This window comes from Acutalibacter sp. LFL-21, from assembly GCF_025630755.1.
GTDB classification, from domain to species: Bacteria; Bacillota; Clostridia; order Oscillospirales; family Acutalibacteraceae; genus Acutalibacter; species Acutalibacter stercoravium.
Genome location: NZ_JAOTNT010000001.1, coordinates 293508 through 306653, shown reverse-complemented (window position 1 = coordinate 306653; position 13146 = coordinate 293508). Strand labels below are relative to the sequence as shown.

Sequence of the window (13146 nt, the reverse complement as noted above, 5' to 3'; positions counted from 1 at the left end):
GAGGGATTTGACGATGAAAATTATCCTGATGGGTGAACCAATGGGCTTGTTTATGGCCAATGAGACCGGCTCCCTCAGCGAGGTGAACGGCTTTACCGTCTCCATCGCCGGGGCGGAGTACAATGTGGCGGTGGGCCTGGCACGGCTGGGTCACACCCCGGCCTACTGCACCCGCCTGGGCTTTGACCCCCTGGGCGAGCGCATCCTGCGGGGCATGCGGCAGAACGGCATTGCCACCGACCTGGTGATGCAGACCGAAGAGGCCCTTACCGGCTTTATGATGAAGGCGTTCACCCAGAAGGGCGACCCGGACATCGCCTATTACCGCAAGGGCTCTGCGGCCTCCACCATCACCCCTCACGACATCGACAAGCTGGACCTGTACGGCTGCGAGCGCCTGCACGTAACGGGCATCTTCCCGGCCGTTTCCGAAAGCGCCCTGGCGGCCACCAAACGGCTGATCCAGCGGGCCCAGGCGCTGGAGCTGCCCATCTCCTTCGACCCCAACCTGCGGCCCCAGCTGTGGGCCAGCGAGAAAAAGATGATCGCGACCCTTAACGGCCTGGCCCAGGGGGTGGAGACCATCCTTCCCGGCATTGGCGAGGGGAGGATCCTCACAGGCCGGGATACGCCCGAGGGCGTGGCGGAATACTATCACAGCCTGGGCGTGAAGAACGTGGTGGTCAAAACAGGCAAGGAAGGGGCCTACTTCTCCCAGCTGGGCGGCAAGGCGGGGTACTCCCCCGCGTTCCCCGTGCGGGAAAAGGTGGACACTGTGGGCGCCGGGGACGGCTTTGCCGCCGGTGTCATCAGCGCCCTGGCAGAGGGGGAAACCCTGGAGGAGGCCACCTTCCGGGGCAACGTGATCGGAGCCATCCAGATCACCCACCGCAGCGACAACGAGGGGCTTCCCACCCGGGAGCAGCTCTCCAAGATCATCCTGGAAGGCACGGCTTGAAGGGGGGCTTGTGTATGGAATGGCGTGACATCCTCTCCCATGTGGACCACACCCTTCTAAATCCGGCGGCCCGGTGGGAGGAAATCCGGCGCATTGTGGACGAGGGCATCCAGTATGGATGCGCCAGCGTGTGCATCCCGCCCGCCTATGTGAAGCAGGCGGCCCAATACGCCGCCGGGCGGGTGCCCATCTGCACGGTGATCGGTTTTCCCAACGGGTACAGCACCGCCCCCATCAAAGCGGCAGAGGCCTCCAACGCGGTGGGCAACGGCGCCCAGGAGATCGACATGGTGGCGAACCTGGGCTGGGTGAAGGACGGCCTGTACGACCAGGTGGAGGCGGAGATCCGGGCGGTGAAAAACGCCTGCCAGGGCCGGGTGCTGAAGGTTATTATCGAGACCTGCCTGCTCTCCCAGGAGGAGAAGGTGCGGCTGTGCCAGGTGGTGGGGGAGTCCGGGGCGGATTATATCAAGACCTCCACGGGCTTTTCCACAGGCGGGGCCACCTTTGACGACGTGGCCCTGCTGCGCCGCCACACCCCGCCCCACGTCCTGGTGAAGGCCGCCGGGGGCATCTCCTCCAAGGAGGACGCGGAGCGCTTCCTCGCCCTGGGGGCGGACCGGCTGGGCACCAGCCGCCTGGTGAAGCTGGCAAAGGAGGCGGGCCTGTGATGGAACAGCGGGAGGCCCTGCGCCTGGCCCTGGTGGAGCGGGCCAAAGAGGCCCGGAAAAATTCTTACTGCCCCTATTCGGGGTTCGCGGTGGGGGCGGCCCTGCTGTGCGCCGACGGCTCGGTGTACGCCGGGTGCAACATCGAGAACGCCGGGTTCACCGCCACCTGCTGCGCCGAGCGCACCGCCTTTTTCCGGGCGGTGAACGACGGCAAGCGGCAGTTCAAGGCCATCGCCATTGTGGGGGGCAGGAAAGGGCAGGAGCCCCGTGAGCTCTGCGCCCCCTGCGGCGTGTGCCGCCAGGTGATGGCGGAGTTCTGCGGGCCGGAGTTCGAGATCGTGATGACGGACGGGAAAGAGCTCCAAGTGAAGAAGCTGGAGGACCTGCTGCCCCTGGCCTTTGGGCCGGGGAACTTGCAGTAAGGGAAAAGGGGGCGGGCCCGGGCGGCCTTGCCCCTGGCTTTCTTTGCTCCGGCTGCGCTGGTAATCCCGGAAATTTTCGTGCCGCCGCGCGGTACAACTTGTGTTTGAAAGGAGTGTCTCCCATGAGCGAATGGGAACCCAAGACCTATGTCCTGAAAAACGGGCAGACCCTTCTGCTGCGGGAGGCTGTCCCCGACGACGCCCCCAAGGTACTCGCTTACCTGAATCGGGTGGGCGGGGAGAGCGACAACCTGCTTTTCGGCAAGGACGGCTTCCCCATGCCTGTGGAACGGGAGCGGGCCTTTTTGGAAAGCCAGCGGAAGGAGGAGAAGTCCATCATGCTGGCGGGCTTTGTGGGGGAGGAGCTGGTGGCCATCGCCTCCTGCGACGCCCTCACTGCCCGGGAGCGGGTGTCCCACCGGGCCAGCTTGTCCGTCACCGTGGGGAAGGGTTTCTGGGGCCTGGGCGTTGGACGGAAGGCCATGGAGGCCCTGATTTCCTTTGCCAAAGGCGCGGGCCTGGAGGTGCTCCAGCTGGAGGTGCGCTCCGACAATGAGCGGGCCGTGGCCCTGTATGAGCACCTGGGCTTTGAGAAGATGGGCCTGTACAAGAAGTTTGTGAAGGTGGATGGCCGGGACTTCGACGCCTGGTACATGAACCTGTATCTGTAACCTGGGAAAGAGGAACGTTCTATGCGCATGTACGACATCATCCATAAGAAGCGGGGGGGGGGCGAGCTGACCCGGGAAGAGCTGCGCTTTTTTGTCCAAGGCTTCACCCGGGGGGAGATCCCCGATTATCAGGCCAGCGCCCTGCTGATGGCCATTTTCTTCCGGGGCATGACCCGCCGGGAGACCGGGGACCTGACCCTGGAAATGGCCGGCTCCGGGGACAGGGTGGACCTTTCCGCCCTGCCGGGAGTGAAGGTGGACAAGCACTCCACCGGCGGCGTGGGGGACAAGACCTCCCTGATCATCGGGCCCATTGCCGCGGCCTGCGGGGTGACCATCGCCAAGATGAGCGGCCGGGGCCTGGGCCACACCGGGGGCACCGTGGACAAGCTGGAGAGCATCCCCGGCCTGCGCACGGATATTCCCCGCCAGGAGTTCTTCGACATCGTAAAGCGGACGGGGCTTTCCATCATCGGCCAGTCGGGGAACCTGTGCCCCGCGGACAAGAAGCTCTACGCCCTGCGGGACGTGACCGCCACGGTGGAGAGCCTGCCCTTGATCGCCTCCAGCATCATGTCCAAGAAGATCGCCGCCGGGGCGGACGCCATCCTGCTGGACGTGAAGGTGGGCTCCGGCGCCTTTATGAAGACCCTGGAGGACTCCCGCGCCCTGGCCCGGGAGATGGTGCGCATTGGCAGCCAGGTGGGGCGCCAGACCGTGGCCCTTATCACAGACATGGACATGCCCCTGGGCCGGAAGATCGGCAACGCCCTGGAGGTGCAGGAGGCGGTGGAGGTGCTCTCCGGCAAGGGGGACCACCGGCTGCGCTCTCTGTGCCTGGAGCTTTCCGCCAACATGGTCTACCTGGGACGCCAGGCGGAAACCATGGAGGAGGCCCGAGCCAAGGCCGTGGAGGCTGTGCGCTCCGGCGGGGCTTTGGAGAAGCTGCGCCAGATGGCGGAGGCCCAAGGGGGCGACGGCAGCTATATCACAAACCCGGAGAGATTTACCATTTCCCCGGCCTGTGTGGAAATCGCCGCGCCCCAGGCGGGGTACATCACCCGCCTGGACGCGGAGGGCTGCGGCCTTGCCGCTGTGGAACTGGGAGCGGGACGGGAAACAAAAGAGAGCTCCATCGACTTTGGGGCGGGGATCATCCTGCTGAAGAACAAAGGGGACCGGGTGGAGCAGGGCCAGCCCATCGCCCGGCTGTACGCCCAAAGCGAGGCCCTGTGCCGCCGGGGAGAAGAGCGCTTCTTCCAGGCCCTGGAGGTGGGCCCCCAAGCTCCCCAAACCGGCCCCATGATCCTGGACCGGGTGGCGGAGGGGTAAATCCCCGCAAAAAAACGGGAACCGCGCGGCGGCTCCCGTTGTCTGCATTTGTTTGTAGCTTTTCCGTGTGGGGCTTGTTTTGCTCCGTCCATCCCAGAGGGGGCAGGCAGCACAGAGTGCTGCCTGAGAGAGTTTCAGCAAACAGCCTCCGCCGCGAACGTGCGCTAGCGGTTCGATGAGCACGAGCGGAGCGAGCTGCCCAAGGCGCGACTTGCCCGGGGTGTAACCCCCGCGGACGTGCGTGAGTTCCCTTCACAAGCGCGGCGTAAGCCGCCGCTCCAAGGCGCGAATCGACAGCGGAGGCACTCCGCCGCGAATTGCCCGGGGTGCAACCCCCGCGGACGTGCGCTAGTTCCTTTCACAGGCGCGGCGGTCAGCCGCCAGTCTCGCCTGTCGGCTCGGTCGGTCCTGGACGGTCCCCACTGGGGACCAGGACCCCCAAGGCGCGACTTGCCCCCGGGGGCCTCCCCGGTTAGCCGTGCTCGGGGCCGGTGATGGGTTCGGGATACTCCTGGCCAAAGGTTTCCACGGTGACCTTCTCCATGATCTGGTCCTCGTAGGGGCGGTCGGCCCGGTCACGGGGGGCGGACACAATGGCCTGAGCCACTTCCATGCCTTCGGTCACCTTGCCAAAGGCGGCGTACTGGCCGTCCAGATAGGGGGCGTCGTCCACCATGATGAAGAACTGGCTGCCCGCGGAGTTGGGCCGCTGGCTGCGGGCCATGGAGATGACGCCGGTGGTGTGGCGCAGGTCGTTCTGGAAGCCGTTTGCGGCAAACTCGCCCTTGATGCCGTAGCCGGGGCCGCCCATGCCGGTGCCTTCCGGGTCGCCGCCCTGAATCATAAAGCCGGGGATGACCCGGTGGAAGATGGTGCCATCATAGAAACCCTGCTTTACCAGGTAGATGAAGTTGTTCACCGTGTTGGGGGCCACTTGGGGATAGAGCTCCACTTGGATGGCGCCCCGGGTGGTCTGGATGGTGACGATGGGATTTTGCATTGGAAATTTCCTCCCTTGCAGTCTGTTGGGGCGGGATGGGCCCGCCCTTGGAATGTGAAGGTATTATAGCACAAAACAGCCCGAAATGGGATGCTTTCCTAGAATTTTAAAACAAAAGGAAGTGGTCGCTTGGAGAACGCAGTCATCAAGCTGGTCTCTTGGAACGTCAACGGCCTGCGGGCCTGCATGGGAAAGGGGTTTTCCCAGTTTTTGGAAGAGGAGGCCCCGGATATTCTCTGCCTGCAGGAGACGAAGATGCAGAAGGAGCAGGCGGATTTCGATTTTCCCGGCTATTTTGAGTATTGGAACTCCGCCACCACCCGCAAGGGGTACTCCGGCACGGCTATCTTCTCCAAGAAGGAGCCCCTTTCCGTCACCTGCGGCATGGGCCTGGAGGAGTTCGACGGGGAGGGCCGGGTCATCGCCGCGGAGTATGAGGGCTTCATTCTGGTGACGGTGTACACCCCCAACTCCCAGCGGGACCTGGTGCGCATTGGCTACCGCATGCAGTTTGAGGACGCCTTCCGGGAGTACCTCACCGCCCTGCGGGAGAAAAAGCCGGTCATCGTCTGCGGGGACATGAACGTGGCCCACCGCCCCATCGACCTGAAAAATGACAAGTCCAATATCGGCAACGCGGGCTACTCCTACGAGGAGCGGGGCAAGTTCGCCGAGCTGCTGGCCACCGGCTTTGTGGACACCTTCCGCCACTTCTACCCGGAGCAGGAAGGGGCCTACTCCTGGTGGAGCTACATGTTCCACTCCCGGCAGAACAACACCGGCTGGCGCATTGACTATTTCCTGGCCGACGAGCGGCTGCTGCCCCGTTTGGAGGACAGCCGCATTCTCTCCCAGGTGATGGGCAGCGACCACTGCCCGGTGGAGCTGCTCTTGAAAGGAGGGGACCTGCCGTGACAGAGCTGGAGTTGCTGCGCCAGTGGGTTCAGGAGAGCCAGCGCATGGTGTTCCTGGGCGGGGCGGGGGTCTCCACCGCCAGCGGCATCCCGGATTTCCGCAGCGCCCATGGCCTGTACCAGCAGAAGAAAGCGGGCCTCTCCTACGAGGAGATGCTCTCCCATGGGTACTTTGTCCATCACACGGCGGCGTTTTACGACTTTCTGCGCAACGTGATGCTCTACCCGGACGCCAAGCCCAACGGCGCCCATTACGCCCTGGCCCGGCTGGAGCGGGAGGGCAGGCTGCAGGCAGTCATCACCCAGAACATCGACGGCCTCCATCAAATGGCGGGCAGCCAAAACGTGCTGGAGCTCCACGGCAGCGAGAACCGGTACACCTGCCTCTCCTGCGGGAAGAAGTACGACATGTCCTGCGTCATCCACACCGCCGGCGTGCCCAAGTGCTCCTGCGGGGGGACGATCCGGCCGGACGTGGTGCTCTACGGGGAGGCCCTCAATGAAAAAGATTTGCGCCAGGCCATCCGTTACGCGGAGGAGGCCGACTTGATGCTGGTGGCGGGTACCTCGTTGGTGGTGTACCCCGTGGCCGGGCTGGTGGAGTATTTGGCCCCGGGCGCCCGGCTGGTCATCCTGAACCGGGACCCCACCCCCTATGACAGCCGGGCGGACCTGGTGCTGCGAGGGGACCTGGTGGAGGAGTTGGAGGCCATTGGGGGAAAGTGAAACAAAGAAGGGAGGACAGCCCCGGCTGCCCTCCCTTCTTCTATGGCTCTTTGTTTCCTTTTTTTCTCTTTTTGACGCACTCCGTCAGCAAATACTCGATCTGCCCGTTGATGGAGCGGAAATCGTCCTCGGCCCACTGGGCCAGGTCCTCCCACAGTTTGGGAGAGATGCGCAGCAGGATCTGCTTTTTTCCCTTTTCCTTTGATTCCATTCCATCACTGCCTTTGTTTAATAAATGGACCCGCTGTTCACAATGGGCTGGGCATCCTTATTGCCACAGAGAACCACCAGCAGGTTGCTGACCATAGCGGCCTTCCGCTCCTCGTCCAGGTCTACAATGCGCTGGTCCTGCAGCTGCTCCAGAGCCATCTCCACCATTCCCACGGCGCCCTCCACAATTTTCTTCCGGGCGGCCACAATGGCCTCGGCCTGCTGGCGCTGTAGCATGGCCGCGGCAATCTCCGGCGCGTAGGACAGGTGGGTGATGCGCACCTCCAGAATCTCCAGCCCGGCAATGGCCACCCGCTGCTGCAAATCCTGCTTCATCATGTCGGCGATTTCCTGGCTGCTGCCCCGCAGGGTCTTCTCCCCCTGGTCGTCGTCGTCCATCAGGTCGTAGGGGTACATCCGGGCGATGTTCCGGGTGGCGGAGTCGCACTGGGTTCCCAAAAACGTCCGGTAGTTCTGTACGTTGAACACAGCCTTGGTGGTGTCCACAATCCGCCAGATGACAATGGTGCCGATGACGATGGGGTTGCCCCGCTCGTCATTGACGGTTTGCTTCTCGTTGTTCAGGGTCATGGTTTTCAGGGAGATCTTCCTGCTGCCCCCAAAGCTGAAGCTGGTGTTGCCGTTGACAGTGGTCATAGAGGCGGGAGCGGCCCCGGGGTTGATGCCCTCGCAGAAGGGGTTCACCCAGAAGTAGCCGTCCTTTTTCAGAGTGCCGTGATACTTGCCGAAGAGGGTCAGCACCAGGGCCTCGTTGGGGTTTAGAATCTTCAGCCCCGGCATGAGGAACAGGTCAAAGATAAGCACCAGCGCTCCGGCGATGGCAATGCCCACAGCGGCGCCCACGTTGGTGGAGGAAAGAAATACCGGCCCGCACACCATGGCGGCAATGCTGCCAAAGAACAGCACCAAGATCAAGGCCAGCATGACAAAGCCGTTTTTTGTCTTTACCGGCTTTTCTGTATAGCGGTTGACGATTTTTTCTTGCATTTCCATTTTCATACCACTCCTTTTCCAAGCTTTTGTTTTGATATCATTATAATATCAAATAGAGATGCTGTCAAGGGGAGGGGGAGAGATTTTCCCCGGAAACTGCGCAAAAAGGGGCGCCCGGGTTTTCTCCGGGCGCCCCTTCACGGCTGCGAGGCCATTTTATTTTTCCTTTTCTTTCTTTTCGGGTTTTTCCGGCTCCTCCTTTGGCAGCAGGCGCACCACCACGCTCTCAATGCGGTGATCCTCAATCTTCTCCACATGCAGGGCCACGTTTTCCACCTGCAGGTCCAGCTGTTCCCCATCCTTGGGGATGGCATTCAGCCGGGTGACGATGAGGCCGCCCAGGGTGTCATAGTCATCGCTTTCCGGCAGGGGCAGCTCCAGGTCATCCACCAGGGTGCTGATGGGCGTGGAGCCCGCGATGCGCCACTGGTTCTCACCCAGAGGCACAACCTCCGGCTGCTCGGCCTTGTCGAACTCGTCGTAGATGTTGCCCACAATCTCCTCCAGCAGGTCCTCCATGGTGATGATGCCCTCGGTGCCGCCGTACTCGTCCACCACCACAGCGATGTGCACCTTCTCCTTCTGCATCTCTTTAAAGAGGTTGTCGGCCTTCATGGTCTCTGGCACAAAGTGGGCCGGGCGCAGCAGGTCCTTTAAACTGGTTTTTTTCCCGGCGTTGCGGTCCAGCAGGTAGTCCCGCACGTTTAAAATGCCCAAAATGGTGTCCACGCTCTCTTCGTACACGGGGAAGCGGCTGCGCCCCGTCTCCTGGATCATCTCCAAAATTTCCTCATCGGTGGATTCAATGTCCAGGGCGTCCATGTCGCTGCGGGGCGTCATGGATTCCCGCACGGAGCTGTCCCCAAAGTCGAACACGTTTTGAATCCACTCCTGCTCATCCTCGTCGATGGCGCCCTTTTCGCCGCCCAGGTCCACCATCATACGGATTTCATCCTCGGTGACGTTTTCCTCCTCGGCCTCCACCTTCATGTGCAGCAGGCGCAGCACGCCGTTGACCGAGACAGACAGCAGCCAGATGACTGGCCGCAGCACAAAGGCCATGCCCCGGATGACCCCGCAGGCCATTTTGGCCCATTCATAGGACTTTTGCAGGGCAATGCGCTTGGGCACCAGCTCGCCAAACACCAGCGTGAAGTAGGAGAGGATGATGGTGATGATGATGATGGCCACGCTGTTTAAGGCGGTTAGGGGAATGAGCTGGAAGCCCAGGTCATTGTACAGCCAGCTGGACAGCACCGGGGCAAAGTTCTCGCCGGCAAAGGCCGCGCCCAGATAGCCCGCCAGGGTGATGGCAACCTGGATGGTGGACAGGAAGGCGGAGGAATCCTCCACCATGCTCAACAGCTTCCCGGCGATTTTGTTCCCTTCCTCCTGCATTTTTCGCAGCTTGGTGGCGTTTAGGGACACAACGGCCATCTCCGTGCCGGCGAAAAAGGCGTTGACCAATATCAGTATAACTTGCAGTAAGATTTCCAAAAAATGTGCACTCCTTTTTTTCTAAAAACAAATCAAATTCTCTCTCTTTTCCAGATGCCAGCGGCCCCTAGTTCCGGGGGTAAAATCCCCCAGGAAAGCACAAAAAAGCATAGCCTGCCGCGAGGCTCCGCGGCAAGTTATGCTTTACAACTTGGCTATTTACCTGGGGAAAATTGGCGCTGGCAGGGTGACTGTCGCCGTCGTCCATGTCAGTATGTACCTCTCTTTGAAAATATAATACTTATTTTATTATATGGGGCCGTATATGATTTGTCAATAGGGAACTTTTCGCCCTCCCCCGGCCGGGACCTTGTGCCCCTTCTGAAAAAGGTGTATACTGGCGTCAAAGGAGATGATGCAATGATGGGCGTGAAACGGTTTTTTACCCTGTGCCTGGCCGCGGCGCTGGCCCTGTGTTGCGCCGCCTGCGGGGAAACAGTCTCCCTGCCGGAGAGCTTGGGAGTGAACGCGTCCCAGGGCACAGTGCAAGACCACTGGGACGGCCACGGGGGCTTCCATGGGGACGGTACGGCCTACTGGGAGATTGCCTTCTCCCCGGAGGAGGCCGCGGAATTTGAGGAATCCCTTCAAACCGTCCAGGGCTGGCATGCCCTGCCCCTGGACAACGATGTCCGGTACCTTCTCTACGGCACGGAGGGGATGGAGGAAGCCCAGGATGGGGCCTATATCAGTGTCAATCCCTACCTCACCGGCAAGGACGGCGGCCCCCTGTTCCCCCAGGTGGAGGAGGGCTTCTGGTTCTTCTGCGATGAGCAGACCGGCAGCTACACCGCCCAGGGGGTCATGGAGCGGCCATCCCAAAACTTCACCGCCGCCGTGTACGACAGCCAGAGCCACATCCTCTATTGCGGGGAGCTGGACACATAAAGGCTTGCAGGAAAGGACATCCCGAAAAACCGTGGATGTCCTTTTTTCACGGCCCCAGATATTTTTGCAGCCGCTCCAAGGGCTTCAGTGTCAGCTTGAGCACAAGCCCTGTCAGCAGCCCGGTGAGCACCCCGAACACCAGCAGGAAGGGCACATAAAACAGCACGCTGGTGCTGGTGAGGAAGTAGGCCGCGCACAGCTGGGCGGCGTTGTGGGCCAGGGCCCCGCAGACGCCCACCACCCCCAAAGAGGCGTTGGCCTTTTTCAGCAGCAGCCACATCACCACCGTGCTGATAACCCCGCCGGAAAGGCTCATCAGCCCGGCCATGCCCCCCCGGGTCACCAAGGTGAACGCACCCTTGAACACCGCCAAAAACAAGGCGCTGGGCAGGCCCAGGCTGCCGGCGGCGTACATGGTGGCCAGGTTGGAAAGCCCCAGCTTGGCCCCGGGGGGCATCATGGGCAGGGGGGGCAGCAGCCCCTCTAAAAAGGAGAGGGCCAGGGCCAGGGCGGCTAAAAGCGCGGTAAAGGCCACGCGGCCAGATTTGCTTTTCATGGCAGGTTCCTCCCTCCAGTCAGTACACAGTGGCGTCGATGGCATCCCCGCCCCCTTCCAGGCGGAGGGTGGCCCGGGCGGGCAGGCAAATGGCGGACTCCCCCGCCCGGGTGAGCAGCCCGGTGTGGACGCACACCTGGTCCGGGCAGGAGGAGGAGGCCACCCGGGCCCCTTCGGGAGAGAGCTCCACTGTGAGCTGGATGCCGTTTGCCCCTTCCAGGGGGACGGTCTCCGTCCCTGCCAGGGAGGAAAGGTCCCGTTCCAGCACCACCTGGCCGTCCACCTCCACAAGGGCCAAGGTCCCCCGGGGGGAGAGGGAGAGGGCCGCGTAGGCGATTCCCGCCGTCAGAAGCAGCAGGGCGCACAACAGCAGTCCTTTCGCAGAGAGAAAGGGCTTTTTTTCCATAGGCATAGGCGGCCTCACACCGTGCCCGCCAGGGTATAGCCTTCCCCTGTCAGGGAAAAGGCGTCCGCCAGGCCTTCAGTCACGTAAATCTGGTGGTCCTCTGTAATGAACACCGCCTCGCTGTCAAACTGCTCCAGCACGGGAAGGCTGTCCTCCAAGCCCAGCACAAAGCAGGCGGTGGAGAGGGCGTCGCTGAGGGTTCCGCTGCCGCTCCACACGGTGACGGACAGCAGCCCGCTTTCAGCGGGATAGCCGGTGCCCGGGTCCAGAAGGTGGTGGTAGGTCACGCCGTCCTCTGTAAACTGCTTTTCGTAGCTGCCTGAGGTGGAAAGGAAACCGCTGGCAAGGGAGAGGGTGCCCAAAGAGCCCTCTGTGTCCGGGTCCCGCAGGGCGATGGTCCAGGGCTGGCCTCCCGGCTTTTCCCCGTAAACGCCCACGCTGCCCCCCACGGATACCACGGCCCGGTTTATGCCGGCCTCCTCATAGGCGTCCACAGCGGCGTCACAGGCAGCTCCCTTGCCCACCGCCCCCAGGTCCAGGGCGGTGCTGTGGGTTTGAAGGGCGGCGGTGCCGTCCTCCAGCAGGGAGATGTTCTCGTAGTTGACGGCGGGCAGCAGGGCCTCGATGGTCTCTGCCTGGGGCAGACGGGGGTTTTCGTCAAAGTCCCACAGCCAGCTGATGGGGGCAATGGTGATGTCAAAGGCGCCGCCGCTGGCCTGGCACACATCCAGGGACGTGCGCAGCACATTCCAGGTGCGCTGGTCAATCTCCAGAAAATCCGTGCCGGCGGCCTGGTTCAGCTGCTCTACATCGCTGCCCTCCACCCGCCAAGAGATCAGGTCCTCCAGTTCGGTTATGGCGGTGTTGGCGGCCTGGGCAGCCCCTTCCTCGTCTCCGCCGTACACGGTTTGCTGGACATAAGAGCCCATGGCGTAGGTGGTCAGGGTAGTGCCTCCGCCCCCTGCCCCCAAGTTGAGCCAAAGGGCCAGCAGGAACAGCAGAAGCCCCAGGGCCAGCATGCCCAGGGAGAGCCTTTTTGCGGTTTTCTTGGAAAGGCTGTTGAGCCAGTGCTTCAGTTTTTTCATGCAGTGTTTCCTTTGCCTGTTTCAGGCCGGGGAGGCCCGGCGGTTTTGTCCTATTGTAGCACAGTCCTCCCTGTTTGAAAAGTGAAGGCCGGGAAAGATAAAACCGGGGAGAAGGGCTCACGCCCTCCTCCCCGGGAAGAGAAAAATCGGATTATTGGTCCAGCTTTTTAGCGGCGTCGATGATCAGATCCACGGCAATATCCACCGAGAAGCGGGAAGTGTCGATGGTCAGGTCATAGTTCTGCAGGTCGTCCCAGCGGTTGTTGGAGTAGAAGTTGTAATAGTTGGCCCGCTGCTTATCCTTTTTGGTGACAAAGTCCGGGGCCTTCTTCTCCTCGCAGTAGTTAAGGCCCACAATGCGCTTGATGCGGGCGGCTTTATCTGCGTGGACAAACACGTTCAGGCAGTTCTCGTGCTCCCGCAGGATGTAATCGGCGCAGCGGCCGATGATGACGCAGGGCCCCTCTGCCGCGGCCTTTTTGATGATATCTGACTGGATGATGAACAGCTTGTCATTGATGGGCATTTCGTTGATGCTGGGCACCCGGGCCCCAAAGGCGTAACTCCCCATCACCATGGAGTAGAGGAGGCTGCTGGTGGCTTTTTCGTCCGCGTCGGCAAAGACCTCTTCAGAAAGGCCGCTTTTCTTGGCCGCCATGGCGATCAGTTCCTTGTCAAAGAAGGGAAGGCCCAGTTTTTTGGCCACTTTTTCTCCCACCTCGTGGCCCCCGCTTCCAAACTGGCGGGCAATGGTGATGACAGGCAGCATAAAGATTCCTCCTTATCTAAAAAAGCT

Annotated in this window: 16 protein-coding genes; 8 read left to right on the top strand and 8 right to left on the bottom strand. The window is 61.8% G+C overall.

From position 1 onward, the window contains the following. Positions 1-13: 13 nt before the first annotated feature. The 5 genes from ODJ80_RS01370 (at position 14) to ODJ80_RS01350 (ending at position 4054) form a co-directional block, all read left to right on the top strand. Positions 14-958: a sugar kinase gene (locus tag ODJ80_RS01370; RefSeq protein ID WP_263040584.1), complete on the top strand. Its 945-nt coding sequence runs from the start codon at positions 14-16 to the stop codon at positions 956-958. 14 nt (positions 959-972) lie between these two features. Then, positions 973-1629: a deoxyribose-phosphate aldolase gene (gene deoC / locus ODJ80_RS01365; protein WP_263040583.1), complete on the top strand. Its 657-nt coding sequence runs from the start codon at positions 973-975 to the stop codon at positions 1627-1629. After that, positions 1629-2051, top strand: coding sequence for a cytidine deaminase (locus ODJ80_RS01360; RefSeq protein ID WP_263040582.1), 423 nt, complete (start codon positions 1629-1631; stop codon positions 2049-2051). The genes deoC and ODJ80_RS01360 overlap by 1 nt, the downstream gene beginning before the upstream one ends. Positions 2052-2173: 122 nt before the next feature. Next, positions 2174-2722, top strand: coding sequence for a GNAT family N-acetyltransferase (locus ODJ80_RS01355; RefSeq protein WP_263040581.1), 549 nt, complete (start codon positions 2174-2176; stop codon positions 2720-2722). A gap of 21 nt (positions 2723-2743) precedes the next feature. Then, positions 2744-4054 (top strand): pyrimidine-nucleoside phosphorylase, encoded by a 1311-nt coding sequence (locus ODJ80_RS01350; RefSeq protein WP_263040580.1) that lies wholly within the window; start codon positions 2744-2746, stop codon positions 4052-4054. A 472-nt stretch (positions 4055-4526) separates the two neighbouring features. On the opposite strand, the gene ODJ80_RS01345 is transcribed toward ODJ80_RS01350, so the two are convergent. Beyond that, positions 4527-5054, bottom strand: coding sequence for a peptidylprolyl isomerase (locus tag ODJ80_RS01345; protein ID WP_263040579.1), 528 nt, complete (start codon positions 5052-5054; stop codon positions 4527-4529). A gap of 144 nt (positions 5055-5198) precedes the next feature. Between ODJ80_RS01345 and ODJ80_RS01340 the strand changes: the two genes are divergently transcribed. Together ODJ80_RS01340 and ODJ80_RS01335 are read left to right on the top strand one after the other, a co-directional pair. After that, on the top strand, positions 5199-5969 hold the full coding sequence (locus ODJ80_RS01340; RefSeq protein ID WP_263040736.1) for an exodeoxyribonuclease III: 771 nt from the start codon (positions 5199-5201) through the stop codon (positions 5967-5969). Beyond that, on the top strand, positions 5966-6694 hold the full coding sequence (locus ODJ80_RS01335; protein ID WP_263040578.1) for an NAD-dependent protein deacylase: 729 nt from the start codon (positions 5966-5968) through the stop codon (positions 6692-6694). The genes ODJ80_RS01340 and ODJ80_RS01335 overlap by 4 nt, the downstream gene beginning before the upstream one ends. A 40-nt stretch (positions 6695-6734) precedes the next feature. On the opposite strand, the gene ODJ80_RS01330 is transcribed toward ODJ80_RS01335, so the two are convergent. The 3 genes from ODJ80_RS01330 to ODJ80_RS01320 all read right to left on the bottom strand — a co-directional run bounded on the left by ODJ80_RS01330 (position 6735) and on the right by ODJ80_RS01320 (position 9415). Beyond that, positions 6735-6905, bottom strand: coding sequence for an Arc family DNA-binding protein (locus tag ODJ80_RS01330; RefSeq protein WP_178864485.1), 171 nt, complete (start codon positions 6903-6905; stop codon positions 6735-6737). 17 nt (positions 6906-6922) lie between these two features. Beyond that, entirely contained in the window at positions 6923-7918 is a 996-nt protein-coding gene (locus ODJ80_RS01325; RefSeq protein WP_263040577.1) for an SPFH domain-containing protein, read from the bottom strand. A 156-nt stretch (positions 7919-8074) separates the two neighbouring features. Then, positions 8075-9415: a hemolysin family protein gene (locus tag ODJ80_RS01320; RefSeq protein WP_263040576.1), complete on the bottom strand. Its 1341-nt coding sequence runs from the start codon at positions 9413-9415 to the stop codon at positions 8075-8077. 360 nt (positions 9416-9775) lie between these two features. Between ODJ80_RS01320 and ODJ80_RS01315 the strand changes: the two genes are divergently transcribed. Next, positions 9776-10303: a hypothetical protein gene (locus ODJ80_RS01315; RefSeq protein WP_263040575.1), complete on the top strand. Its 528-nt coding sequence runs from the start codon at positions 9776-9778 to the stop codon at positions 10301-10303. Between the two features lie 46 nt (positions 10304-10349). Here the strand turns inward: ODJ80_RS01315 and ODJ80_RS01310 are convergent, their stop codons facing one another. The 4 genes from ODJ80_RS01310 to ODJ80_RS01295 all read right to left on the bottom strand — a co-directional run bounded on the left by ODJ80_RS01310 (position 10350) and on the right by ODJ80_RS01295 (position 13119). Beyond that, positions 10350-10859 carry a Gx transporter family protein gene (locus ODJ80_RS01310; RefSeq protein WP_263040574.1) on the bottom strand — a complete coding sequence of 170 codons (510 nt, stop codon included), beginning with the start codon at positions 10857-10859 and terminating at the stop codon, positions 10350-10352. 19 nt (positions 10860-10878) lie between these two features. Further along, entirely contained in the window at positions 10879-11265 is a 387-nt protein-coding gene (locus tag ODJ80_RS01305; RefSeq protein WP_263040573.1) for a NusG domain II-containing protein, read from the bottom strand. 14 nt (positions 11266-11279) lie between these two features. After that, complete coding sequence (locus ODJ80_RS01300) at positions 11280-12350, bottom strand: FAD:protein FMN transferase (RefSeq protein ID WP_263040572.1); 1071 nt, start codon at positions 12348-12350, stop codon at positions 11280-11282. Positions 12351-12501: 151 nt separating this feature from the next. Then, positions 12502-13119, bottom strand: coding sequence for a cytidylate kinase-like family protein (locus ODJ80_RS01295; protein WP_178864479.1), 618 nt, complete (start codon positions 13117-13119; stop codon positions 12502-12504). Positions 13120-13146 lie beyond the last annotated feature (27 nt).

Coding starts and splice junctions, on each gene's coding strand:
- ODJ80_RS01310 (WP_263040574.1), bottom strand. CDS start 10,859: ATGAAAAGCAAATCTGGCCGCGTGGCCTTTACCGCGCTTTTAGCCGCC.
- ODJ80_RS01300 (WP_263040572.1), bottom strand. CDS start 12,350: ATGAAAAAACTGAAGCACTGGCTCAACAGCCTTTCCAAGAAAACCGCA.
- ODJ80_RS01330 (WP_178864485.1), bottom strand. CDS start 6,905: ATGGAATCAAAGGAAAAGGGAAAAAAGCAGATCCTGCTGCGCATCTCT.
- ODJ80_RS01360 (WP_263040582.1), top strand. CDS start 1,629: ATGGAACAGCGGGAGGCCCTGCGCCTGGCCCTGGTGGAGCGGGCCAAA.
- ODJ80_RS01315 (WP_263040575.1), top strand. CDS start 9,776: ATGATGGGCGTGAAACGGTTTTTTACCCTGTGCCTGGCCGCGGCGCTG.
- ODJ80_RS01295 (WP_178864479.1), bottom strand. CDS start 13,119: ATGCTGCCTGTCATCACCATTGCCCGCCAGTTTGGAAGCGGGGGCCAC.
- deoC (WP_263040583.1), top strand. CDS start 973: ATGGAATGGCGTGACATCCTCTCCCATGTGGACCACACCCTTCTAAAT.
- ODJ80_RS01325 (WP_263040577.1), bottom strand. CDS start 7,918: ATGGAAATGCAAGAAAAAATCGTCAACCGCTATACAGAAAAGCCGGTA.
- ODJ80_RS01305 (WP_263040573.1), bottom strand. CDS start 11,265: ATGGAAAAAAAGCCCTTTCTCTCTGCGAAAGGACTGCTGTTGTGCGCC.
- ODJ80_RS01370 (WP_263040584.1), top strand. CDS start 14: ATGAAAATTATCCTGATGGGTGAACCAATGGGCTTGTTTATGGCCAAT.
- ODJ80_RS01345 (WP_263040579.1), bottom strand. CDS start 5,054: ATGCAAAATCCCATCGTCACCATCCAGACCACCCGGGGCGCCATCCAA.
- ODJ80_RS01350 (WP_263040580.1), top strand. CDS start 2,744: ATGCGCATGTACGACATCATCCATAAGAAGCGGGGGGGGGGCGAGCTG.
- ODJ80_RS01355 (WP_263040581.1), top strand. CDS start 2,174: ATGAGCGAATGGGAACCCAAGACCTATGTCCTGAAAAACGGGCAGACC.